This window comes from Paenibacillus sp. 01T443, assembly GCF_056398325.1.
Genome location: NZ_JBFTPE010000008.1, coordinates 394,329 through 419,013, shown reverse-complemented (window position 1 = coordinate 419,013; position 24,685 = coordinate 394,329). Strand labels below are relative to the sequence as shown.

At 47.5% G+C, this 24,685-nt stretch carries 22 protein-coding genes; 19 read left to right on the top strand and 3 right to left on the bottom strand.

The features are described 5' to 3' along the window. Both AC1DLI_RS15820 and AC1DLI_RS15815 read left to right on the top strand, forming a co-directional pair. The gene (locus AC1DLI_RS15820; RefSeq protein ID WP_477604111.1) at positions 1–1,050 is read left to right on the top strand and encodes an LCP family protein; all 1,050 of its coding nucleotides are present in this window, start codon (positions 1–3) and stop codon (positions 1,048–1,050) included. Between the two features lie 81 nt (positions 1,051–1,131). After that, positions 1,132–1,374 (top strand): hypothetical protein, encoded by a 243-nt coding sequence (locus AC1DLI_RS15815; protein WP_477604109.1) that lies wholly within the window; start codon positions 1,132–1,134, stop codon positions 1,372–1,374. A gap of 39 nt (positions 1,375–1,413) precedes the next feature. On the opposite strand, the gene AC1DLI_RS15810 is transcribed toward AC1DLI_RS15815, so the two are convergent. Next, a complete protein-coding gene (locus AC1DLI_RS15810; protein WP_308997974.1) occupies positions 1,414–1,953 on the bottom strand; it encodes a YhcN/YlaJ family sporulation lipoprotein in 540 nt (179 codons plus the stop codon). A gap of 119 nt (positions 1,954–2,072) precedes the next feature. Here AC1DLI_RS15810 and AC1DLI_RS15805 point away from each other — a divergent pair, with 119 nt between their 5' ends. Next, positions 2,073–3,404, top strand: a complete 1,332-nt coding sequence (locus tag AC1DLI_RS15805; RefSeq protein WP_477604106.1) for a PhoH family protein — start codon at positions 2,073–2,075, stop codon at positions 3,402–3,404. A 138-nt stretch (positions 3,405–3,542) separates the two neighbouring features. Continuing rightward, complete coding sequence (locus tag AC1DLI_RS15800) at positions 3,543–4,835, top strand: ABC transporter substrate-binding protein (RefSeq protein ID WP_477604104.1); 1,293 nt, start codon at positions 3,543–3,545, stop codon at positions 4,833–4,835. A 77-nt stretch (positions 4,836–4,912) separates the two neighbouring features. On the opposite strand, the gene AC1DLI_RS15795 is transcribed toward AC1DLI_RS15800, so the two are convergent. Then, on the bottom strand, positions 4,913–6,013 hold the full coding sequence (locus AC1DLI_RS15795) for a coiled-coil domain-containing protein (protein ID WP_477604102.1): 1,101 nt from the start codon (positions 6,011–6,013) through the stop codon (positions 4,913–4,915). Positions 6,014–6,094: 81 nt separating this feature from the next. Here AC1DLI_RS15795 and AC1DLI_RS15790 point away from each other — a divergent pair, with 81 nt between their 5' ends. After that, positions 6,095–7,255, top strand: coding sequence for a class I SAM-dependent methyltransferase (locus tag AC1DLI_RS15790; RefSeq protein ID WP_477604100.1), 1,161 nt, complete (start codon positions 6,095–6,097; stop codon positions 7,253–7,255). A gap of 135 nt (positions 7,256–7,390) precedes the next feature. On the opposite strand, the gene AC1DLI_RS15785 is transcribed toward AC1DLI_RS15790, so the two are convergent. After that, complete coding sequence (locus tag AC1DLI_RS15785) at positions 7,391–7,627, bottom strand: DUF2626 domain-containing protein (RefSeq protein WP_053375484.1); 237 nt, start codon at positions 7,625–7,627, stop codon at positions 7,391–7,393. 276 nt (positions 7,628–7,903) lie between these two features. Between AC1DLI_RS15785 and AC1DLI_RS15780 the strand changes: the two genes are divergently transcribed. From AC1DLI_RS15780 to mraY, 14 genes are all read left to right on the top strand, one after another. Further along, complete coding sequence (locus AC1DLI_RS15780; RefSeq protein WP_477604098.1) at positions 7,904–8,554, top strand: RsfA family transcriptional regulator; 651 nt, start codon at positions 7,904–7,906, stop codon at positions 8,552–8,554. A gap of 152 nt (positions 8,555–8,706) precedes the next feature. Further along, positions 8,707–9,702 (top strand): ketopantoate reductase family protein, encoded by a 996-nt coding sequence (locus AC1DLI_RS15775; protein ID WP_477604096.1) that lies wholly within the window; start codon positions 8,707–8,709, stop codon positions 9,700–9,702. Positions 9,703–9,708: 6 nt separating this feature from the next. Continuing rightward, positions 9,709–10,104, top strand: coding sequence for a DUF3397 domain-containing protein (locus AC1DLI_RS15770; protein WP_477604094.1), 396 nt, complete (start codon positions 9,709–9,711; stop codon positions 10,102–10,104). Positions 10,105–10,252: 148 nt separating this feature from the next. Then, positions 10,253–11,893, top strand: a complete 1,641-nt coding sequence (gene bshC / locus AC1DLI_RS15765) for a bacillithiol biosynthesis cysteine-adding enzyme BshC (protein ID WP_477604092.1) — start codon at positions 10,253–10,255, stop codon at positions 11,891–11,893. Between the two features lie 22 nt (positions 11,894–11,915). Beyond that, positions 11,916–13,181: an adenosylhomocysteinase gene (locus AC1DLI_RS15760; protein ID WP_308997983.1), complete on the top strand. Its 1,266-nt coding sequence runs from the start codon at positions 11,916–11,918 to the stop codon at positions 13,179–13,181. Between the two features lie 114 nt (positions 13,182–13,295). Further along, complete coding sequence (locus AC1DLI_RS15755) at positions 13,296–14,321, top strand: DUF4349 domain-containing protein (RefSeq protein ID WP_477604090.1); 1,026 nt, start codon at positions 13,296–13,298, stop codon at positions 14,319–14,321. A 146-nt stretch (positions 14,322–14,467) separates the two neighbouring features. Beyond that, the gene (gene mraZ / locus AC1DLI_RS15750; RefSeq protein ID WP_308997985.1) at positions 14,468–14,905 is read left to right on the top strand and encodes a division/cell wall cluster transcriptional repressor MraZ; all 438 of its coding nucleotides are present in this window, start codon (positions 14,468–14,470) and stop codon (positions 14,903–14,905) included. 29 nt (positions 14,906–14,934) lie between these two features. Beyond that, positions 14,935–15,885 carry a 16S rRNA (cytosine(1402)-N(4))-methyltransferase RsmH gene (rsmH, locus tag AC1DLI_RS15745; RefSeq protein WP_477604087.1) on the top strand — a complete coding sequence of 317 codons (951 nt, stop codon included), beginning with the start codon at positions 14,935–14,937 and terminating at the stop codon, positions 15,883–15,885. Positions 15,886–15,908: 23 nt separating this feature from the next. Beyond that, on the top strand, positions 15,909–16,301 hold the full coding sequence (gene ftsL, locus AC1DLI_RS15740) for a cell division protein FtsL (protein WP_477605028.1): 393 nt from the start codon (positions 15,909–15,911) through the stop codon (positions 16,299–16,301). Positions 16,302–16,312: 11 nt separating this feature from the next. Then, positions 16,313–18,607, top strand: coding sequence for a penicillin-binding transpeptidase domain-containing protein (locus AC1DLI_RS15735; RefSeq protein WP_477604085.1), 2,295 nt, complete (start codon positions 16,313–16,315; stop codon positions 18,605–18,607). 139 nt (positions 18,608–18,746) lie between these two features. Beyond that, the gene (locus AC1DLI_RS15730; protein WP_477604083.1) at positions 18,747–20,687 is read left to right on the top strand and encodes a stage V sporulation protein D; all 1,941 of its coding nucleotides are present in this window, start codon (positions 18,747–18,749) and stop codon (positions 20,685–20,687) included. A 75-nt stretch (positions 20,688–20,762) separates the two neighbouring features. After that, complete coding sequence (locus tag AC1DLI_RS15725) at positions 20,763–22,250, top strand: UDP-N-acetylmuramoyl-L-alanyl-D-glutamate--2,6-diaminopimelate ligase (RefSeq protein ID WP_477604081.1); 1,488 nt, start codon at positions 20,763–20,765, stop codon at positions 22,248–22,250. Continuing rightward, positions 22,247–23,662: a UDP-N-acetylmuramoyl-tripeptide--D-alanyl-D-alanine ligase gene (locus tag AC1DLI_RS15720; RefSeq protein ID WP_477604079.1), complete on the top strand. Its 1,416-nt coding sequence runs from the start codon at positions 22,247–22,249 to the stop codon at positions 23,660–23,662. Before AC1DLI_RS15725 ends, AC1DLI_RS15720 begins: the two co-directional genes overlap by 4 nt. A 4-nt stretch (positions 23,663–23,666) precedes the next feature. Then, on the top strand, positions 23,667–24,623 hold the full coding sequence (gene mraY / locus AC1DLI_RS15715; RefSeq protein WP_308998002.1) for a phospho-N-acetylmuramoyl-pentapeptide-transferase: 957 nt from the start codon (positions 23,667–23,669) through the stop codon (positions 24,621–24,623). Positions 24,624–24,685 lie beyond the last annotated feature (62 nt).

The window sequence follows — 24,685 nt, the reverse complement described above, 5'->3', positions numbered from 1 at the left end:
ATGAGTAAAGGATCGACGGCGTTACCTCCAAGAACGGGCTCACGCCAACCGGCAAAACCAAAAAAACAGAAGCCGCGCAAGAAACGCTCGGTGCTAAAAACATTCTTTGGACTGCTGTTTGCGTTACTCCTTATCGTGGCTGCGGGTCTTGCGTATCTCGTTTTTAAAGCAGATAATGCAGTTGACCAAATTTCCGCGCCTGCGGATACGGAGGTCGTTATTCCTGCTGGCGAGTCTGTAAAGGAGAAAGCTGTTGCAATGCTCTTGATGGGCATTGACGCGCGTTCTCACGGCGGCGGTTTGAATACGGACGTGATGATGGTAGCGGTATTTAATCCGAATTCAAAGTCGGCGACGGTGGTAACTATTCCGCGTGACTCGAACATCGATGTGGATGGTTATCGTGCACGCAAAGCGAATAGCTTTTATGCTGATTTTTATATGAACGCCCTTAATGAGAAGAAATTGAAAAAAGAAGCAGCTTATGCGGACGCCAAGCAAGAAGTGCGTAATGTAATGAGCGAACTGTTTGGTATTGACATAAAATATTCAGCAGTCATTAATTTTCAAGGTTTTGCAGATGTTGTAGATGCGTTAGGCGGCGTCGAAGTAGATGTCGATATGCGGATGAAATATAAAGATTCCGCAGATGGCACGAACATTGATCTTGAAGAAGGCGTTCAAGTGTTAAGCGGAGATAAGGCGCTTGACTTTGTCCGTTACCGGAAGTCCAATAACGGCAAGAATATGTCAAGTGACTTTGAACGAAACGCACGTCAGAGCCAAGTCATCGGCGCGCTAACGGACAAATTGAAGTCGTTTGACGGCGTGACAAAAATCGGTTCCGTGATCGAAGCCGTAGGGGCGAATTTAACAATGGATATGCCCTCCAAAGAAATCAAAAATATGATGACCACCTACTTGGGCATGAGTCGGGAGGATATCACCTTCATTCCGCTTGAGGGAACCTGGAGAAGTCCATATGTTTATCTGGACGATGCGAAGCTGGATGAAGCACGGGCTGCGCTGCAGGGAAAATTGGCTGAATAACCGTAGACTCTAGCTAATATGTTAGATATAATACATCTACAGAGGCCATTTTTGAAATCTGTTCAGAAGGAGGTCATGCGAATGACCAATACCGTATCCGTAGAATTCGAACTTGCGATCGAAGTTTTGCCAAAACAAGCATTCGTTCTATTGCCTAAGATCGATGCGGCTTCTGATGATTTGACCTCGAGCATTGCAAAAGGCGGGGACGCGATGAATAACGCCGCGTGCTTGTCCGCTGTTGCTGCGTGCGACAAACCGAATAAGAACCGTGCAGGGGACAACTTGGATGTACAAGTTTTCGCTGCAATGAAGAAAGCCTAGTGGTTAGCTCACTAGGCTTTTTGTGTCTTCAGGGCATCTTTACAATTTCTTATTCATTTTTGGAGCATCTTGCTTCTCTGGCTCCTGAGGCATGATATCTCGCGGCAGCTGTGGAATTAATCTTCCCATAATATCAGCCATTTCTTCGGCAAATCCGGCGATAGGTCTGCCGCGCTTAACATCGGCACCGATTTCATTGATTCGCTGGGACAAATCCATATCAGCTGTTACGAGAGCGTCTATGCCGTAAGGATCCTTGCGAAAGGCTTCTGCAACAGAGTATTTAATCGTCCCGACTCTAGAGCGCTCCATCTTGGCATCTACATCGATGCCGACAATAGCTGTATTTCCGAACACGACACAGTGCGCGTTCGTTACTCCTTCAATTCCTTTGGCCAACTGCTCCAGATGTGCCGCAACCTGCTCCGAGTTCTTAATTTCTTTTTTCCTTGGTTCGGTTTGCTGAGCCTGGACACGGCCATTATTTCGTGGAGAGGGTGATGTCTCATTACGTGCGACGGTGCTGCATCCTGTCGCTACAATCGCAACAATGATCGCTGAAGTAAGCCATTTGAACATGTTTGCCACCTCTTTTTTCTCGTTGAAAAACTAAATGTCACCAGTCCGCCATAGTTTACCCGCAGCAGCGTTATGCTATGTATGGCCTCTAAAGAATATCCAACGCCGGGAGGGTTCTCATGAAAAAAATATTCGTGCTCGATACAAATGTGCTGCTTCATGATCCGCAAGCAATTTTTGCTTTCGAGGATAATGAAGTCATAATTCCCGCGGTAGTGTTGGAGGAAATTGATTCTAAGAAGAGGTTGGCTGATGAATTAGGAAGAAATGCGCGCCAAATCTCGCGTCTGCTTGATAAGATGAGAGAAAAAGGGCATTTGCACGAGGGCATCGAGCTTCCAAGCGGCGGCTTGCTGAAGGTTGAATTAAATCACCGCAGCTTTATGCGCGTGCAAGAAATGTTTGGAGAAATGACAAACGATAATCGGATTTTAGCGGTTGCGCTGAATTACCACATAGAGCAGGAAAATGAAACGGAGAAACAAAGCATCGTATTAGTTAGCAAGGATGTGCTCGTACGAATTAAAGCGGATGTCCTTGGTCTTCAGGCTCAGGATTATTTATCAGACAGAGTAGTCGTATCCTCGGACTTTTACGCAGGCTACATGACGCTGTATGTGCATCCTGCAGTAATTGATGAATTTTACACCTATCGCTTTCTAACAGTGAACAATATGCATTTAAACATCCGGCTGAATCCGAATGAGTTTGTCATATTACGAGACGAAATGGGAACCTCTAAATCAGCTCTGCTGAAAGTCAGCCAGGATGGGGCGAGACTTGAACCGTTGTTTCTAAGCAATGATCCCGTCTGGGGCATAACGGCACGCAATGCCCAACAGCGCATGGCACTGGAGCTGCTTTTAAATGATGATATCCCGCTCGTAACGCTTACGGGAAAGGCAGGGACAGGTAAGACGCTTCTCGCGCTTGCAGCGGGTCTTCTGAAGACGGAGGATGAGCATAAGTATAAGAAGTTGCTTATCGCGCGTCCGGTTGTTCCAATGGGCAAGGATATCGGTTATCTGCCAGGTGAGAAGGAAGAGAAGCTTCGTCCGTGGATGCAGCCGATCTATGATAATTTAGAGTATTTGTTTGACACAAAGAAGTCGGGCGATATCGATAAAATACTAATGGGCATGGGAAGTATTCAAGTCGAAGCGCTAACCTATATCCGCGGACGTTCGATTCCTGGACAGTTCATCATAATCGACGAAGCGCAAAACCTAACGAAACACGAAGTAAAGACGATCGTGTCTCGTGTGGGAGAAGGAAGTAAAATCGTGCTCATGGGTGACCCGGAGCAAATCGATCATCCTTACCTCGATTCCATAAGCAACGGTTTGACCCATATCGTGGAGCGCTTTAAAGGAGAAGGCACAAGCGGTCATATGACGCTGGAGAAAGGCGAACGCTCCAAGCTGGCGCAGCTCGCGGCTGATTTATTGTAATCATAGAAGGCGAACCCCCTCATCGATGAGGGGGTCTTTTTTTGATATCAAGCTGGTAGGCATCACGATCATTTGGACAAAACGGCTATTTCTTGTTATCCTATTTTTAGTAGATTTAAGGATGAAAGGAAGAAAGCTGTGACTCCCAGAAAATATGTGCCATTTTTATTAGGCGCTTTACTGTTAGCCGCATTGCTGCTTATCCCCTTCTCGAGAGATGCGAATCCAACAAGCGTAAAGAAGCCTGACGGGAAATCAAATGTCCAGCCCGTTCCGGGAGAGCTTGTCGTCGATCAACTTGCCAACATTCATGTAAACGTTTCCTTATCGGATCCGCAGTTTCAGCAGCTTCAGGAATTAAACAGAAATTTTATGATGAAATATCCACATATTCAAGTAAAGCTGACAAATGAGCCGTCTAAAAATAAAGCATACGACCTATGGGCGCTTCAGAGCCAGCAAGGTGAAGCTGCAGATATTATCCTGCTTGATAATGGATGGGTGAGACCGTTCGCCGTTCGCGGGTTTCTAAAGCCTGCAGACAGCATTTTAACAGGAGACGCGCTTTCTGACCAGATGTCCGGCCTGCTGGATCCGCTCAAATGGAACGGATACTTATGGGGCATCCCCAAGGATTTAAATCCGTATATGATCGTATGGAGCAGTTCGCTTCTTGCCGAGGCGGGGTTAAAGGATCCGCCTGCGGATTGGGATTCTTATCAGTCGGCCGCTTTAAAAATAATCGAGCTCCATCCACAGGCAAACATAGTAAACTGGACCGCTGGTGATTTACAGCAGCAGCTGACATGGCTTGCAGCCTTTCAATCTGAACAAAGCAACGTGCTGAATGTTTTGTCGGTAACTGAAAGCCAAGCGCATCAGCTTGAATGGTTTCAGGATAAGGTGACGAAGATTAGCCGAATAAATAGCGAAGAGAGGACTCGATTAGAAGAGGCTTTTCAAAATAATCAATTGCTTGCAGCTATTATTCCATGGAACGACTACGAGATGCTTAATGAGGTTACCCGAAATAAACTGACCGTCGACCGCGAACAAATATATTATCCTTGGTTAAACGGGCGCAGTTATGTGATCTCATCGAGCAGCAAAAGCGAAGAAGAAGCGATGCAATGGATACAGGAAATGACCGATATAAACAACCAACAAGTCAGCTATGACCGTTCAGGTCAGCTGCCCGCCCGGGCATCGCTGTATGCTTTTAACAGCTCGCTTCAAAGTGTACAATCCCATATACCGCCTGCATGGTGGAAGAACGTGCTGGATACGAATAAAGCGGATGTGCAGCTTGCAAGCCCGGATCCGTTTTGGCCCGAAAAATGGCAGCAGCGAGAGAGGCTATGGGAACAATTTTCCGAGAACCGCTTTGAAATTACAGCGTATCTTGACGCGTTAGAAGCTCTGGTTAAATGAAAAAGAGCCTGACCCTCATCATTATGGAGGACAGGCTCTTTCTTGTTGCAACAGGCAAGGGAGAAAGGAGGAAGACGCTAAAGCTTAAGACTAAGCTTGATAGTGAGTTCGCCATCCTTCATTTCAACGGAATTGGCTTTAAGGAAGGAGACAATCAAATCAGGATAGAAACCCAAATCAAACTCCTCCTCTAATGCACTTCTTGTCGTGTCGGGCAGGGTAAAGCCGTTAAACAGCAGCTCATCGACATGGAATAGGATAGCATTTTTGGGATCATTCTCAATGGTATAATGACCGCTTATTTTAATTTCCATATTATCGCGTTTGCCTTGTGCTATGACTTTACCATCAACGAATTCAAATGCGAAATTGTTGAAAATGTCATTTTGCTCCCGCAAAAAAGAATTCAAATCGTCTTCAGGCACATGAATGGTGTACTGAAAACCTTTAATTTCTAGCAGCTCCTTATTGTCCTGTACCCAGCTTGGCAGCTTTCGCATTGCTTTCGACAACGCGCGGAAATACTGTTTGACTTCATCGATGCCAGCGGTTTCCCAGTATGAGGTGAGCTCTTTCATCAAGATCCTTATTCGATCCGCATCAGATCGGCCCGACAGCTCTTCATCAAGCTGTTTTTCGAGAGCCAGCACTCGCTCTCTCTGCGTTCTGAGCTGCTCCTCTATGGCAATCAGCTCGTCCTGCCTCGTTTCAAGCTGCGTATAACCTTCCTTAACCTTGCGATATTGCTCAACGTATGTATTCAAGGTATGCTTGTCATGGGTAAGTATAATTTCGGCATAATCCAGCATTTGAAACAGCTCTGATAATGAATCGAACGATAGAAGAGCGCTAAGCAAAAAGTCCCGTTCTCCCATATAATAAGCGCGCAGGACGCTGCCTGCTTCATCTTGTTTGTCCGATATTTGCTGCTCCTGCAGCATCAGCTGCTTCTCCGTCTCCGTCATGGTCAGCGTGAGCTGCTCTTTCTGTTCCCCGATGCGCTCTATCTCTTTGTCGATTTCTACGACGGATAAGCTTTTTTCAAGTAAGGAATGAATATCCGTCTCATCAACAGGCAGTGGCTCTGCCCATGCGGGGGCCTGAAACAGAAGCAATACGACAACTAGCATCGCCGTGGCTGCTACGGAAATACGATTACGCTTGGCTGGCAAAGTCAACGGCATCGTCCTCCTCAGCATTGATTTTATGCGGCAATCCATTCTATTATATCTTACATTTGGAAAAGGATGAACCTTATCATGAACGAAAAAGAGCTGGCAGCTTCCATTGGAACAGACATTGCAGCTTCATCCTTATTAGGCTGGCCTGTCAATTCACGCGGTGAAGACCGCAGCGTGCCTTGTATTTCATTCCTTCGTTATATGAATGCTTGCCTATATGATGTCCAACACGGCTATTATACTTCTGGGCCAACCCGTGTGGGGAAGGAGGGCGATTTTTATACAAGCTCAGGCATAGGACAGGTGCTTTCGGAAGTGCTTGGGGGTTATGCTATAACTTATGGGAAAACGTTAAACGTACCATTGAAGCTTATCGAATGGGGAGCGGGAACAGGCAGATTATCTGCGCAAATTGCTGCCGCCGGCAGAAAGCGAAGCCATGACTGGAATTCGAGCTTCCAGTCGATTCTTATCGAGGATCATCCTCTGCACATGCAAGAGGCGAGGCAAACCTTTGCCGACCTAATCAGCTTGGGTGAAGCTGGGCAGAAGGCGCTTTTTTTTTCATCCAATGAGGCATGGGAAGCCAGCTGTCTGAGAGAGCCGGCTCTGGTGCTTGCTAATGAGCTGTTGGATGCATTTCCGGTACATCTCGTCGCTTGTATAGATGGACAGCTCGTTGAAATTGGCGTTGCCGGCGATGCAGCGCAAGGCTTTTATGAGGTATACATGCCGCTTACGGACGCGAGAATTAGCGGTTGGCTGGAAAGGGATGGCATAAAGCTTAGGGAAGGTCAGCGCACGGAAATTCATTCAGGCGCAGCCGATTTTTTGAAGAGGCTTGGATCTATGATGACGAGGGGACGTCTTATTCTCATCGATTATGGCCATGAGGCTGACGAATACGCGGCGGAGCATCGGATGCGGGGGACATTGATGTGTTACTGGCGGCATATAGCTAGCGATAACCCGTATATCAGAATAGGACAACAGGATATTACCTCGCATGTGCCATTTACTTTTGTGCGGAACGAGGCACAGGAGAGCGGATGGAGAGTGATCGACTACATGACCCAAAAGCAGTTCTTGATCGAAAACGGAGTGCTGGAGATGCTTCAAAACTATAATGGTACGGATCCCTTCAGCGAGGAAATGCGAAAAAACCGTGCGATTAGGCAGCTGCTTCTTAGCGATCAGATGAGTGAATCCTTTAAAGTCATGGTGCTCGACAAAATATAGCCAGTACATAGAAAAAAGGTGCCAATCCTATAGGATTGGCACCTTTTTCTAATCAAATACAAGTATGTACAGCAGCTGCTGTCACGTCACTTATACTCCGTACCTCATAAGCTTTCTTGGAACGGCTTGCCTTGGTTAGAACGGCAAGTCCATCTTGAAGACAGACCAATACGTGAAACCCACGAATGAAATGATCATATATCCCCAGAACATAACGATGTACGTTCTTTCGGAGAAATTCAAGTAGCCTAGAAATACGAAAGCAACGGCCTGCGCGAAAAACAATAGCGCAAATTCCGTCATATGGCCTGCGAAAGCCATTAGTCCGATTACCAGGGTCCAAAAGCCAAGTACCCGATACATGCGTGCCATGATAATATCCCCCTCTCGCTGCGACCCGATTTTCTAATGATCATTATAACGTTTGGTGAAATAAGTGTAAACCAAAATCAGTGACGAAATCGCAAACTTTTTGTATTCATACGGTTAATGCCTGCAGACTTAGATATAGTTTGCTCAAATATACGAGCTAACATGTATGAGCAGAAGAAAAAATGGTTATACAAATTAGTATCCAATAGATTCTATGAACTCTACCAAGGGCATAGAGATAAAGTAAGCGCCTTTACGTTAGGAGGTTTTCGTTGCATGACAGCAGTCAGACAAGATGCGTGGAGTCCGGACGATGATTTAATTCTCGCCGAGGTTACACTACGCCATATTCGCGAAGGAAGTACCCAGCTGGCAGCTTTTGAAGAAGTTGGCGAACGAATCGGTCGTACATCTGCAGCCTGCGGATTCCGTTGGAACAGCTGTGTTCGCAAAAGGTATGAGGATGCCATTCAAATCGCTAAGCAGCAGCGCCAGAAGCGCAATTATTTGAAAAAACAAACGATTGTCGCTACGCCTCATGTTTCATCAATTGCCGTTTTTGAGACGGATGAACGTGGTTTCAAGCAAGAGGGCGGAACCATTGAAGAAGGTCTGTCGGTTGATGCAGTTATTCGTTTTCTCCGTGGATGGAAGACGACCTATCAGGATCTAACGCGTCAAATTAAATGGTTTGWGAAGGAACTGAAAGAAAAAGAGGATGAGCTGTATCGTTTGCGAGATCAGAATGAGAGATTGTCCAAAGAGGTTAACAACGTTCAAACCGATTACCGCGCCGTGAATGACGATTACAAAACGTTGATCCAGATCATGGATCGCGCGAGAAGGCTCACCGTATTGACGAACGAAGATGAAGCAAAACCTAGATTTAAGATGGATGCTAATGGTAATTTGGAACGTATTGAATAAGTTATAAAATGAAAATAAGCGAGACTGGCCTAAACAATAGGCTGGTCTCGCTTTTTTTGCACGGATGCTAAAATGAGTTGCCATATTTTCTGTAAATTTGATACGATATTTGCTAAATAGTATTGAGCAGCGTTGTTCGGAAGGAGTACGGGGTGCAAATTGATGTGGTGGGCGGAGGTTCGCTAGGTCTGCTCTACGGAGCGAAGCTTGCAGAGGCAGGCGCGGATGTGACCATTTGGACGCGCAGCAAGGAACAAGCAGCTTTGTTAACCGATCAGGGAGCGATGGTTCGTGAGCTCGGCGGAACAAGGGAACATGTCGTCCGAGTAAAAGGCGTATGGGGCGGTCATGCTGACCGTGCCGGAATGAGAACCGAGAATAACGGTAATGGATTACGCTGGCTCGTACTCGCCGTTAAGCAAACGGATGTGGACGAGCTGCTTCTAGAATTGCTCGACCAGCTTGCTGCTGGCTCAAATGATGGGCATACACCGATTATCTGTTTACAAAACGGCATTGGTCATCTGGATCGCATTAAGTCCAAGCTTCCTAACAATCCATTGTTTGCCGCGGTCACAACAGAAGGCGCTAAACGACTCGATGCTCGTTCGGTTGAGCATACAGGCAGGGGAGAGCTGTGGCTTGGTGAATGGGCAGGAAATGAGCGCAATCCAGACAATACCCAAGATATCTCGCTAAAAATGTTGGTTTCCACGCTGCAATCGGCAGGATTTGCCACCTTTCTGTCGAATGACATGGAGAATCGAATTTATTATAAACTACTCATAAATGCGATAATAAACCCGTTGACGGCTCTATTCGATGTGGAGAACGGGGAGCTGCCTCTTCATCCATCCCGCAAGAAACTGATGCGAGCATTATATGCGGAATCCGAGTTTATTCTTGAGAGAGCAGGGATGGCCTTACAACAGGACGGTTGGCAGCTAGTTTTAGACGTATGCAGGAACACCAGCCGTAACATATCCTCTATGCTTAGCGATATTCGAGCAGGAAGAGCGACAGAAATAGATGCAATTAATGGTGGCGTTGTCATGTTAGCCGAGAAATTCGGGCTGCAAGCGCCGCTAAATCAAGCCGTAATAGAATTCGTTAAAGCGCTGCATCCGATGCCGAGTATGGGGGAGTGAAGCACAATGGAATGGATATGGGAAAGCATCAAGCATGTATATGCTTATTTGGCTGTTATTCCAATCATACCTTTCGCAATCGTATTATTTGGTTATGGCGCGTATATTCAAGATCGAAAAAAAGCGTTCCGGATGGCCATGGACATAACCACCGCGTTATTAATTGGCTGCGTGGCCGTATTATTCGATAAGCTTTTCAACAGCCAATTCGGTATCTACGGTATTTTGTTGTTTATGCTGCTTGGCGGGGGATTGCTCGGTAATGCTCAGTTTCGCAAGAGAGGCAAGATTGACGGAAAAAAGATTTTCAAGACGATTTGGCGGCTTAGCTTTTTTACGATGAGCTTGCTGTACATCGTCTTCATGTGCATCGGAATTGGCAAATTGGTGTTCACCGCTTAACTGAAGAACGACGCGCTAAGCGCCTCTTTTTAATAGAGGCGTTTTTGTTTTGACGGACGGCTTCCCCTTTGTGTACAATTAAAGGGTTAAGTTTTTTTCATATAAAGTCGCTTAGACGACTATAAAGCGGGAGGTTACAGGCTGCGCTATGAGAAAAGAAACGTATTCATTGCCAAGCGCTCAGCCTTTGACAGAGGCTTATATACATCGGACAGATGACCGTATCGATGCCTTGTATGGCTATCATGCGGGAGCGGAAGAGGATTGGGAAAGACGTTATCAACGATTGGAGCAAAGCCGTGATGTACGTGTCGAGGCTGTTGAACTCGCACGCGTGCTGCGCACATATAACGAGGCGGTTACGTCCGCACCGGAAGTGTTTGCATCCATTTCAGCAATAGCGGAAGGAGCTCCTGTCGTCGTCGGAGGACAGCAGGCGGGATTATGGACGGGGCCGTTGCTCGTTATACATAAGGCGGTATCCATTATTGGAGCTGCGAAATCTGCAAGTGAGCAGTTAGGACAAACGGTTGTGCCCGTTTTCTGGATTGCCGGCGAGGATCATGATTGGGACGAAGCCAATCATGCTTATGTGCTTACAGCCGAGCATGAGCTCCGCAAGCTGAACGTGCAGCGCCCGGAAGGAAGTCGTACATCGGTAAGCCGTACGAGCATCGACGCAGAAACATGGGAGCAGCTTCTGCAAGACTTGGAGCAAGCGCTGCCTCCTTCTGAGTTTAAACCTATTCTGCTCGAGGAATTAAAACAGATGTCTCATAAGGCAAAGTCTTTATCTGATTTTTTTGCGATGATCATAAGTCATTTATTTGGAAAGCAGGGCTTAGTGCTGCTTGATGCCGACTTTGAGGGCATCCGCCGATTAGAAGCTCCAATGTTCAGAATGATCATTGCAAAGAATGATGAGTTAGAGAAGGCGTATGCCGCTTCTGCCGCCAAGGTCAAGAAGTTCGGTTATGAGCTGCAAGCGGATGTAACGCCAGGCAGCGCAAATCTGTTCCTCTTCAACGGGGCGAGCGGAGGGGATAGGACGCTGCTTCACAAGAAGGATGGTTTATTTCAGGATCGTAAGGGTCAGCTGTCGTTGACACGGGAGGAATTGTTATCCATCGCTGATGAAAAGCCGCAGCAGCTTAGCAATAACGTCCTTACTAGACCGTTGATGCAGGATTATTTATTTCCTGTTCTTGCAACCGTGCTGGGTCCCGGCGAGATCGCTTATTGGGCTTTGACCGGAGAAGCTTTCCGGACGCTCGGTATGGAAATGCCGATCATCGTTCCCCGTATGTCTTATTCATTGATAGAGGGAACGGTAGCTAAGCATATGGGCAAATATGAGCTTACGTTCGAGGACGTTATGCTCCGATTTGAGGAGCGTAAGGGGAATTGGCTGAAGGAGCAGGACGGATTATCGATCGAAGAGCAATTTGCGGAAGCGAGACAGACGTTTGAGCAGCTGTACAAACCGCTGCTTGATCTGGCAACATCCGTTCAGCCTTCGCTCTCTAAACTGGGCGATACGAATCTGCAAAAAATCGTGGAGCAAATCAACTACATGTCTTCGAAGACAGTAGATGCGTTCAATAAACAATTTGAAGCTTCCACCCGCCAGCTCGACCGAATCCATCTTTCGATTAAACCTCATGGAAAACCGCAGGAGCGCGTGCTGAATATGACGGCATATTGGAATCGGTACAGCTTGAGCTGGCTGGAGAAGCTGCTTGAGGCTCCATACTACCGCACCGGCGGACATGAAATCGTTTATTTATAGAAATCAATAGGAGGTAAATAATATGAGTACTGCAGAAAAAAGCATCGTTGCCGATTTGTCTTTGGCACCCGAAGGACGTTTGAAGATTGATTGGGTAGCAGCACATATGCCGGTATTGAATACGATACGCGCGCAGTTCGAGAAGGAACAGCCATTTAAAGGTCTAAAAGTAACAATCGCCCTCCACTTGGAAGCGAAAACCGCTTATTTGGCTAAGGTGGTTAAAGCCGGAGGCGCTGAAGTTACGATTACAGGCAGCAACCCGTTGTCCACGCAAGATGATGTGTGCGCTGCGCTAGTTGAAGACGGTATTACGGTGTTCGCGAAATACAATCCAAGTCCAGAGGAGTTTAAGGCCCTCAACGTAAAAGCGCTGGAATGGAAGCCGGATTTGATCATAGACGATGGCGGAGACCTTGCGACGATTCTAAACTCGGAGCATCCTGAATTCGGTGAAAACCTTCGCGGAGGTGCGGAAGAAACAACGACAGGGATCATTAGGCTGAAAGCGATGGAGAAGGATGGTTCACTGCGGTTCCCAATGGTAGCGGTAAATGATGCCTATTGCAAACATCTTTTTGATAATCGCTACGGCACAGGCCAATCGGTATGGGACGGTATCAACCGCACTACGAATTTGATGGTTGCTGGTAAAACGGTCGTTGTTGTAGGATATGGCTGGTGCGGAAAAGGTGTTGCGATGCGTGCGAAGGGTCTTGGCGCAAACGTCGTCGTAACGGAAATTGATGCAATTAAAGCGGTTGAGGCATACATGGACGGCTTTGCGGTTATGCCGATGATCGAAGCAGCCAAGGTTGGCGAGTTCTTCGTTACGGTTACGGGAAATCGTGATGTCATTCGCGGCGAGCACTATGAGGTTATGAAGGATGGAGCTATCATTTCCAACGCCGGACACTTTGATGTGGAGGCGAATAAGCCTGAGCTTGCTGCGTTGTCTTCAAGCGTTCGAACCGTTCGACGGAATATCGAAGAATATAAGCTGCAGGACGGACGCAGCATTTACTTGCTTGCGGAAGGCCGGTTAGTTAACTTGGCTGCGGGTGACGGACATCCAGCGGAAATTATGGATATGACATTCGCGCTTCAAGCCGTAGCTTTGAAATACGTTAACGAGCAGTACAAAGCAATTGGCAGTAAAGTTGTCAATGTTCCTTACGAGCTTGATGAACAGGTTGCGAGACTGAAGCTGCAGTCGCTTGGCTTCGGCATTGATAAGCTGACAGATGAGCAGAAGTCGTATTTGGATAGCTGGAAAGAAACGGAATAATAAAGCAGAGAAGCCGCGATTGCTCGCGGCTTCTTTTTTATTTGACTACATAATCATGTAACCTTTTATTCCCAGCCATCGTCTGAAGGGTAATAAACAGAAGGGGGTTTCACGATGCTTAAATATAAAAACGGGTTGGTTAAAAATGCGTTCATTTTTCTGCTTTTGATTTCTTTCATGGCGATGGCGGGCTGCTCATCTGCTAACGGGAATACGTCGTCTTCAAACGGATGGGGAGGATCGGATTCCAAATCCGATTCAATGGCGGCAGGCAATGAAAATGCGGGCATGGCAGGAAGTGAAGCTGAAGCTGCCAGTAATGTTGCTCCTGATGAAGAAAGTGGAACGACTGCGACAGCTGGCGGAGGGTTCGCATCGGAGACGGCTGCGGATGGGAATGGTATTAATCAAAAAATTATTTACACAGCTACACTTAGCATGCAGGTTGATGAATTGGAAGCTGCCGGAACCTCGCTGCGCAATGCCATCCATCAGAGCGGAGCTTATATCCTGCAGTTTCAAGACACGAAGCATGAAGGAGAAATTGGCGCGAGCTACACCATTAAAGTGCCAGCTTCCGGATTCATGTCTTTCATAGACCGAATCGAGGAAATCAAACATAATGATTTTGAACGGAATATCGGAGGGAAAGACGTATCGGAAGAATATGTCGATCTCGAATCCCGATTGAAGGCTAGACAGCTGGTAGAGACAAGGCTGTTATCCATGATGGATAAAGCGGTAAAGGCTGATGATTTGCTGAAATTTTCGCAGCAGCTCTCTGAGGTGCAGGAGGAAATAGAACGTATAAAAGGCCGAATCCGTTATTTGGATAATAATGTAGCCTTCTCGACAGTCGAACTGCGGATGTACCAAACGAATCAAACACTAGAAAATAAAAGCAATGAGTATCCGAAATTAGGCGGACGGATGTCGGATGCTTTAGTAAACAGCACGAAAGTCGTGTGGGATGCAATTAACTTTTTGCTGGTGGTGCTGGCTGGTGCCGTTCCCGTGTTGGTGCTGCTAGCTATAATCGGAGTTCCTGTTTTGTGGTTTTATCGCAAAGGTAAACGAAAAGATAATAAGAAGACGAATACTGATGATAAGGAAGATGATCGCCAGGAGCCAATTCTTTAATTATTAATAATCATTAATACTATGAAATATTTTAGAAAAATCCTGCTCATGGAGCAGGATTTTTATTTTAGGTGGCGAACTATTGTATCTTAGTGGGGAAAAGTGGGGCAAAGTGGTGGATATGGGGGAAGGGGTGGTTCGAAATCATGTTTATGGGTGAATATCAACATAGCATTGATGAGAAAGGCCGCATCATCATACCTTCCAAATTCCGAGATTCGCTTGGCGCCTCGTTTATTGCTACCCGCGGTTTAGACAATTGCTTATTCGTATATCCCATGAGTGAGTGGAGCGTATTGGAGCAAAAGCTAAAATCACTGCCGCTGATGAAATCAGACGCACGGGCATTTACCCGGTTTTTCTTTTCCGGGGCGACCGAATGTGAGCTTGATAAACAGGGAAGGGTAAATATACCTAGCCATCTTCGCGATTATGCAAAGCTGGACAAAGATTGTATGGTGCTCGGCGTATCCAGTCGCGTTGAGATTTGGAGCAAGCAGACATGGGACGGCTATTACGAGCAATCAGAGCAAACCTTTAACGAAATCGCTGAGAAGCTCGTTGATTTCGATTTCAACTTCTAGAATGGACAACAAGAATGGAGGGCTGAGGCGTGTTTCAGCATATTACAGTACTTTTGGAAGAAGCGGTTGACGGTTTGGCTATTAAGCCGGACGGCATCTACGTCGATTGTACGCTTGGAGGGGCGGGACACAGCGAGCTTATTGCGTCCCGTTTAGGCGAAGGAGGGCGGTTAATCGCATTCGATCAGGATGACTTGGCGCTGGACAATGCTCGCGTTAGGCTTGCTCCTTATATGGATAAAGTAACGCTGGTCCGAAGCAATTTCCGAGATTTGGAGCAGGAGCTAAGAGGCTGTGACGTTCCAATGCTTGACGGTATACCGCAGGTCGACGGAATATTGTTTGATTTAGGAGTTTCCAGTCCGCAGTTAGACGAGGCGGAGCGAGGTTTCAGCTACAATCATGATGCACCGCTCGATATGCGTATGGACCGTGAAAGTGATCTAACGGCTCATGAAATCGTGAATACCTGGGATGAACGCGATATTGCCCGCATTTTGGATCGGTACGGCGAAGAAAAGTTCGCTCGTTCAATCGCAAGAAACATCATAAAGGCGCGCGAAAAATCGCCAATCGAGAAAACCGGCGAGCTAGCCGAGTTAATTAAAATATCCATACCTGCTGCAACCAGACGTACAGGCGGCCATCCTGCCAAACGCTCCTTCCAAGCGCTTCGCATTGCAGTTAACGATGAGCTTGGCGCAGAGGAAGAAGCACTTGAGCAGACGATTCGTTGTTTGAATTCAGGCGGCAGAGCATCCGTTATCACGTTTCATTCGCTAGAGGATCGTATCTGCAAGCAGATGTTTGCTAAGTTTGTGGAAAAATGCACATGTCCGCCAGATTTTCCATTATGCGTTTGCGGTAATAACGGATCAGTGAAATTGGTAAACCGCAAGCCGATCGTCCCATCCGAGAGAGAGCTGGAGCTTAATCCGCGTGCAAGATCGGCAAAGCTTAGAGTAGCAGAAAAATTGTAAGAGGGGGATTTAAATTGGCGTATGTGAATGGCAATCTAGCGCTGCAACCTAAGCGAAAGCAGGACCAGCAACCCGCAATAAAGGAAACGAAACGACTTGTAAAGACACGTAAATCCTTACCCGTACAAGAAAAGCTGCTTTATATGTTTACAGTATTAATGTGCGTTGTAGTCGCTGGTGTCATTATTTTTCGCTATGCGCAAATCTATGACATGAATTTGGAGATCAAGAAGCTAAACAACAATTATCAGACGATGAATGTCGAAATGGAAGACTTGAAGAAGCAGGTAGAGATGCTTAGCAACCCTGAACGCATTCGCAATTTGGCCGAGAAGCAAGGAATGGTCAGCTCGATAGAAGGCGGAATAACAGTGAACACCGGTGATACCGAGATAAAATCGGCAATGAGCGAATAGGGTGATCAATGATGAAAAAGAGAATTAGAGCACGGACACTGTTGTTTGGAGGGCTAATGACCCTCCTTTTTCTCATTTTAATAAGCAGAATCTATGTTGTTCAGGTAGTAGAAGGCGCGAAATGGTATGATTTAGCGAAAAAGAGATGGTCAACCGAAGAAACGCTCGTAGCTAAACGCGGCTCAATCGTGGATCGTAACGGCAATGTGCTGGCCATGGATACAATTGCCTACAATGTTTCTGTTAACCCACAGGTGATCAACGATGAGGAACTTACAGAGGATATCATTGATGGCTTGCACGACATCCTTGGCATTTCCAAGGAAGAGCTTCGGAAAAGCGTAACGGCTAAGAAGGAAGACGGGAATTTTGTTATACATCGGGAGATCCGCAACGGAGGCTGGCAGATCGACAAGACGCTAGCCGATAAAATAAGAAAATTCCGTGAAGAGTTGTCAAAGGAAAAAAAGGTTTATGATGTTGGCATTGATTTGGCGGAAAACCTGAAGCGGTACTATCCGAGAGATTCGTTGGCTTCACAGGTTGTCGGCTATTTGGATAGAGACGGAGTGGCTATGACAGGCATTGAAGCTTCGTTTAATGAGCAATTAAGCGGGGAAAACGGAATTATTAAGTATGAAAAAGACGGAAAACGCGTGCAGTTGGCTGAAGGCGAGGTTGAATATAAGCCTGCAGCGGACGGCCATAACATTCAATTGACCATTGACAGCGATATTCAGCGTTACGTCGATGAAGCGCTGCAGGAGATTCAGAAGAAATACGCGCCGAAAAGCGCAACGGCCATTGCAGCCGACCCGAATACGATGGAAATTTTGGCAATGGCGAACATTCCTCAATATAATCCGAATGAATATTGGAAAAACAATGCGAACTCCTATAATCATGCGATAAAATCATTGTACGAGCCAGGCTCTACCTTCAAAATCGCAACGCTTGCCGCGGCAGTTGAAGAAGGTGTTTTTAATCCGGATGAAACTTATAAATCAGGCAGAATAAAAATACCAGGTATTCCTAATCCGATTCGAGATATCAAGCGCGAGGGCTGGGGGACGATCACGTTTTTGGAAGGCTTGAAGTATTCCAGTAACGTTGCGTTCGTTAAGCTTGGCTATGAAAGATTAGGCGAAGAGAAGCTCAGAAAATATTATACGGATTTTGGGTTCGGACAAAAAACAGGCATTCAGCTTGGTAATGAGCTGAAGGGCTCGATTCGATTTCAATATCCGAGTGAGATAGCTAATGCAACATTTGGTCAAGGGGTTTCCGTTACGCCGATCCAGCAGGTTGCTGCTGTAGCGGCAGTTGCGAATGGCGGAAAGCTGCTTCAACCGCAAATCGTGAAAAGTATCACTGATCCTAACACAAAGACGACAACGAATATCGAGCCGAAGGTCGTTCGCCAAGTGATTTCGGAAGAAACGTCCCGTAAAGTTGGCGAATATTTGGAGCAAGTCGTTTCGGATCAGGAAAAAGGAACAGGTAAAAACGCCTATATCGAAGGCTACCGCGTAGCCGGTAAAACAGGTACGGCCCAGAAGGTTGACGGCACCAATTATTCGACTACCAAATTCGTAGTATCCTTTATTGGCTATGCGCCGGTGGACAATCCGAAAATCGTTGTTTATATCGTTGTCGATGAACCGAATGACTCTCTTGTAGGGGGAGGTACGGTTGCGGCTCCGGCATTTAAGCAAATTGTGCTGAAAAGCTTGCGTAAGATGGGGGTTGCGCCTAACTACGCGGCCGATTCGGATAGCGCGGCAAAGGAAGTCACGATGACGATTCCCGATGTTACAGAATTAAAAGTAGCGCAGGCCAAGGCTGAGCTAAAAGCAAAAGCGGTTAATTTTGAACTCGTTGGCAACGGCAAAACGGTCCTGCAGCAAATACCGGCCGCGGGCTCGTCCGTACATCCCACGCAGCGAATCTATTTGATTACGGAGCAAAAGGAAAAGCTGGCTATTCCTGATTTGAAGGGCGTTTCGCTTCGGGATGCGCTCGAAATCACATCGCTTATCGGGATTCGGCTTATCCCTGAAGGACAAGGCTTTGTCGTATCCCAGAAGGAAGAGACCTTAAACAACGTAAGAGTGTTAAAGGTCGTGCTTGCACCTCCAAATGGAAAAGAGGGGCAAGGCGGAACACCGGCTGTTGGTACCGATAATGCAGCGAATGATACTTCTGATGGAAATGAGCCGGCAGACGGGGAGCAGGCTGCTGGGGCGGATCAGGAAGCCGATTCCGATACAAACAGTAGCAGTTCTAACGATTCCGCAGCCGAGTAATGCCTGAAAAATACTAAAAGATTAACATGCGGCAGTCAGTGCCATAAGCTTGTTCTATCCTCCGCTTGTCCCGAATAGTCTGGGAATGAGCGTCATTGCGCGCTCCTTTCGAAACAGTCAAGCGGAGGGGGAACAAGTTGTGAAGGTATCCAATGTAACGGTTAGACGACGCTTATTTATCGTGCTTATACTGGCTGGGGTTTCATTCCTGGCCTTATGTTTGAGACTTAGCTTTGTACAGCTTTGGCAAGGTGAGGAGCTGGCAGACAAAGCAGAGAATTCATGGCGGCGCGATATTCCGTACGTGGCTAAGAGAGGCGAGATTGTTGATCGCAACGGTATTCAGCTTGCTTATAACATCAGCTCACCTACCGTATACGCCATCCCGGTTCAAATCAAAGATAAACAAGCTGTTGCATCTGCGCTTGCGCCGCTTTTAGACATGTCTCAGGAATCGCTTTATGACAAAATCAAGACCAAAAAGATGATCGTCAAGCTTGGACCCGGCGGCCGTAAAATTACGATCGACAAGGCAGATCAAATTCGAGAGCTTGGACTTCAGGGAATCGTTGTCGCAGAAGACAACAAAAGATTTTATCCCTTTGGCAGCTTAGCGGCACATGTGCTTGGATTTACGGGAATCGACAATCAAGGTTTGACAGGCATTGAAGCTAAATACAATACAGAGCTTAGCGGGATCGGCGGCAGCGTATCATTCCTGTCGGACGCCGCAGGCAGGCAGATGCCCAATTCCTCGGACACATACGTCGAGCCGAAGGACGGGCTAACGATGCAGCTCACCATAGATAAGCAAATTCAGACGGTTATGGAGCGCGAGCTGGACCAAGCGATGACCAAGCTGCAGCCGGACGGCATCATCGCCATTGCGATGGATCCGAATAACGGTGAAATACTAGGCATGGCCAGCCGCCCAACCTATGAACCGGATAAATATCGCGAGGTGCCTACGGAAGTTTACAATAGGAATCTTCCGATTTGGATGACGTACGAGCCTGGTTCTACTTTTAAAATTATTACGCTTGCCGCAGCTTTGGAGGAAAAAAAGGTTGATCTCACGAACGAGCGTTTTTTTGATCCTGGTGCAATCGAGGTTGGCGGAGCCAGACTCCGCTGCTGGAAAAAGGGCGGACACGGCAGCCAGACCTTCTTGGAGGTCGTTGAGAATTCCTGTAACCCTGGGTTTGTAACGCTCGGCCAGCGGCTTGGGAAAGAAAAGCTGTTCGATTATATTAAAAACTTTGGTTTCGGAACGAAAACAGGCATTGATATTGGCGGCGAAGAAAACGGGATCCTCTTTAAGCTCAGTCAGGTAGGGCCTGTGGAGCTTGCAACAACCGCGTTCGGACAAGGGGTTTCTGTGACACCAATTCAGCAAATTACAGCCGTCTCCGCTGCGATTAATGGCGGTACGCTTTATAAGCCCCATGTAGCAAAAGCGTGGATAAATCCAGACACGGGAGCGACTGTAGAAACCGTCGAATCTGAGGCAGTAAGAAAGGTCATTTCCGAAGACACCTCCAAGCAGGTCCGAGAAGCGCTGGAGAGCGTGGTAGCGAAAGGAACGGGCCGAAATGCATTTATCGATGGTTATCGCGTAGGCGGCAAAACCGGTACGGCCCAGAAAGTTATTAACGGACGTTACTCGCCAAACGAGCATATCGTATCCTTTGTCGGCTTTGCGCCTGCGGATGATCCGCAGATCGTCATTTACGTTGCAGTAGATAATCCACAGGGCATACAGTTCGGGGGAGTCGTAGCCGCGCCGATCGTTCGCAATATGATGGAGGATGCGTTATCGATCCTAGAAATTCCTGCGCGCGAGAAGCAAATCGATCGGATCTATAAATATGGAGAAACGCCGATTGTTACCGTTCCGAATTTAATTGGCAAAACCGTTTCGGACTTGTATGAAGATATGACGATGGATTTTATGCTCACCACAGCGGGTTCTGGTAAAACGGTCATTCGCCAGGCTCCGGCAGCGGGCACGCGCGTTGACCGCGGTTCGACGATTCGCATCTATTTGGGTGAAGAAGATAATATATCCCACTCCCATTGACTATAATGGTACTTAACGAGGGTGCTGCAGGCGGCATGATTTAAACTGTCGGCGCTTTAGGGAGGAGTGGGGCAGATGCGTTTAAAGGAAGTTGCGGAGCTGCTTATAACCGCGCGACTCATTGGAGATGGGGAAACGGAACTGACGGGAATCGGAACCGATTCGCGGAACGTCACCAATGGTCAATTGTTTATCTGCTTGCGGGGACATACCGTTGATGGTCACTTATTCGCATCTCAAGCGGCGGCAGCCGGTGCTGCGGCACTTATTGCGGAACGTGAGCTTGACCTGCCTGTTCCCCAAATCATCGTCAGGGACTGCCGGTTAGCTATGGCTGTTGTTGCTAATTATTATTATAGGTATCCAAGCGATACGGTAAAGCTGATTGGGGTGACGGGTACAAACGGCAAGACGACGACGACGTATTTGATCGAGCAAATTTTGAATGACCAACAGCTACCGACAGGGGTCATCGGCACAATCGAGCGTCGTTTTGCGGGCCGATCCTATCCGATGACGAGCACAACCCCGCAAACGCTGCAGCTGCAGCGCTATTTAAGCGATATGCGCGACGCGGGCACCAAGTATTGTGCAATCGAAGTTTCATCTCACGCTTTGGAGCAGGGCAGGGTGAAGGGCTGCCGTTTTCGAACGGCAGTCTTTACGAACCTTTCGCAGGATCATCTGGATTACCACGAAACGATGAATCGTTATGCAGCGGTAAAAGGTCTGTTTTTTTCCAGGCTTGGCAATGTGTATGCTGCGGAAGAAGCCGCACGAACTTATGCCGTTTTAAACGCGGATGATGCCTTGGCGGCCGAGTATGCGGAGTTAACCGCAGCGGAGGTTGTGACTTACGGAATCGATAAAGATGCGGATGTACGCGCCTCGAACATAAAAATTACTGCGCAGGGAACTACCTTTCATGTGGAAACGTTTCGAGGTAAAATGGATGTTACCCTTCAAATGGCAGGGAAGTTTAATGTATACAACGCGCTTGCAGCAATAAGTGCCGTGCTTATTGAAGGGGTAGAGCTAGCTGCCATTACAGCAAGCTTAAGCGCAATCCCGGGCGTGCCTGGACGTGTCGAGGCGGTTAATGCCGGTCAGGATTTTGCCGTAATTGTCGATTATGCGCATACCCCGGATGGCCTGGAGAATGTATTGCGGGCAATTGAGCAGTTTGCCGAGAATCGGATCATTTGTGTTTTTGGATGCGGGGGCGACCGCGATCGTTCGAAGCGTCCGCTAATGGGAAATATCGCAGTAAAGTACGCCGATTACGCCATCATAACATCTGATAATCCTCGAACGGAACCGCCGGAGCTCATTTTAAAGGATATTGAAATTGGGCTTCAAAACAGCGGCACGGATCCTTCGACTTACGAATTTATAACGGATCGCAGGGAAGCGATTCAAAAAGCGGTTGAAATGGCAAGCCCAGGCGATGTAGTATTGATTGCGGGGAAAGGCCACGAAACCTACCAAGATATGAACGGAATCAAGCATCCGTTCGATGATCGAAAAGTAGCGAAAGAAGCGATAAGGGGAATCATACATTGATTAAACGTACGATCAAGCAAATTGCCGAAATGAGCGGCGCAAAATGGAATGGAAACAATGCAGAGCTATTGATAACGGGTGTAACGACTGACTCGCGGCAGGCTGCCGCGGGCCAGTTGTTCATTCCGCTCGTCGGGGAGCAGTTTGACGGGCATGCTTATCTCGAGCAGGCTATTAATAACGGGGCGGTTGCTGCGCTCTGGGAGAAAGGACGCGAGGTGCCGGCATCGCTTGAAGGCGTGCCGCTTCTCATCGTCGGGGATACGCTCGTTGCCTTGCAAAGATTAGCAACGGCTTACCGCAGTGAGCTTGTCGTTCGCGTGGTCGGCATTACAGGCAGCAACGGGAAAACGACTACGAAGGATATGACAGCTTCGATTCTGGGAACCTCTTATAAAGTCCATAAAACGGAGGGCAATTTAAATAATCATATCGGACTGCCGCTAACTGTTCTTCAACTAGAAGAGGATACAGAGGTTGCGGTTCTTGAGATGGGAATGAGCGGTTTCGGTGAAATTGAGCTGCTCACAAAGATCGCCCAGCCTGACGCGGCAATCATTACGAATATCGGCGATGCCCACTTGCTGCATCTCGGTTCAAGAGCGGGCATTGCAAAGGCAAAGCTCGAAATCGCCCTTGGCTTAAGCGAGGATGGCTTACTGCTTTATAACGGCGATGAGCCGCTTCTGGAAGCTGAGCTTAAGCGGGCCATACTCCCGGCGGGAATTGTGCGTCGTACCTTTGGGTTATCCGCTCAAAATGAGTGGTCAGCCGCTGACATCGTGATCGAATCGGAAGCTGCGACTTTTACCGCGATCTTCAATGGAACGCCGAGTGGGCTTGGGTCCGTTCGTATTCCGGTGCCAGGACAGCATAATGTCAGTAATGCGCTTGCAGCAATCGCGATTGGCCGTTTCTTTGGTGTTCCGTCAGCAAAGATCGCAGAAGGACTAAGCCATCTGAAGCTGACAGGCATGCGCATACAGCCGGTGCGCGCGTTCAATGGCGCGATGATTTTGAACGATGCTTATAACGCAAATCCAACAGCCGTTCGCGCCGCGATTGACCTTGTGGAGCAATTGGAAGGCTATAGCCGAAAATGGATTGTGCTTGGCGATATGCTTGAGCTTGGCCCGGAAGAGCAGACGCTGCATTTTGAGGCGGGGGCTTATATTACGCCAAGCAAGGCAGATATGGTTTTAACATTCGGACCGTTGGCTGTCCATATCGCAGAGGGTGCGAAATCGCGCATCCCGTCGGCAGCCGCGAATGAAGCCGTGAAACATTTTGGAGACAAAGATGAGCTTGCAGGTTGGCTGCGCAATCATCTGGAGCCAACTGATCTCGTGCTGATAAAAGGTTCTCGAGGCATGCGGATGGAACAGATTGTCCAAGCATTGGAAGTGGGGTGAGGATATGGACATGATGGTCATTTTATTTTCGATTGGCGCCTCATTCCTTCTAGCGGTTTTGCTTGGACCATTGTTCATACCGCTGCTTCGCCGCTTAAAGTTTGGTCAACAAATCCGAACGGAAGGCCCTCAGAGCCATTTGAAAAAAAGCGGAACGCCGACAATGGGCGGCATCATTATTATGTTTGCGCTGATGATTGCTTTTTTGAAGTTCTCTGACAAAACACCTGAATTTTGGGTGCTGCTGACGTCCTCGCTTGGTTTTGGGCTCGTTGGTTTTCTTGATGATTACATCAAAATCGTATTCAAAAGGTCTCTTGGCCTAACGGCGAGACAAAAGCTGTTCGGTCAGCTTCTGTTCTCCATCATCGTGTGTGCGATGCTCTACAATATGAACCACAGTACCGAAATTACGGTGCCTGGTACAGGCTGGGGCTTTGATCTCGGATGGTTCTATTATCCGCTTGTTGTAATCATCATGTTCGCAGCGAGCAATTCCGTTAATTTTACAGATGGATTGGACGGTCTGTTAGCGGGGACGAGCGCGATTGCGTTTGGCGCTTTCACTGTCGTTGCTTTGCAGACATCTGCGCATGAATCGGCCGTTTTCTCGGCTGCAATGGTCGGCGCTGTATTAGGGTTTCTTGTATTTAACGCCCATCCGGCGAAGGTGTTCATGGGAGATATGGGCTCGCTCGGCATTGGCGGCGGGATAGCGGCAGTTGCTATTTTGACGAAAACAGAGCTACTGCTCATCATTATTGGCGGTGTTTTCGTACTTGAAATGCTTTCTGTTATTTTGCAGGTGGGCTCTTTCAAGCTGCGGGGCAAGCGTATTTTCAAAATGAGTCCCATCCATCATCATTTCGAGCTGATTGGCTGGTCGGAATGGAAAGTTGTTACCGTATTTTGGCTTGTCGGTTTAGTGCTTGCAGCAATTGGGTTACTATTTGTAATATAATGAATAGAAATGAAACGGAAAGCGGCTTCCAATTAAATTTGGAGCCGCTTCATGTATCCATA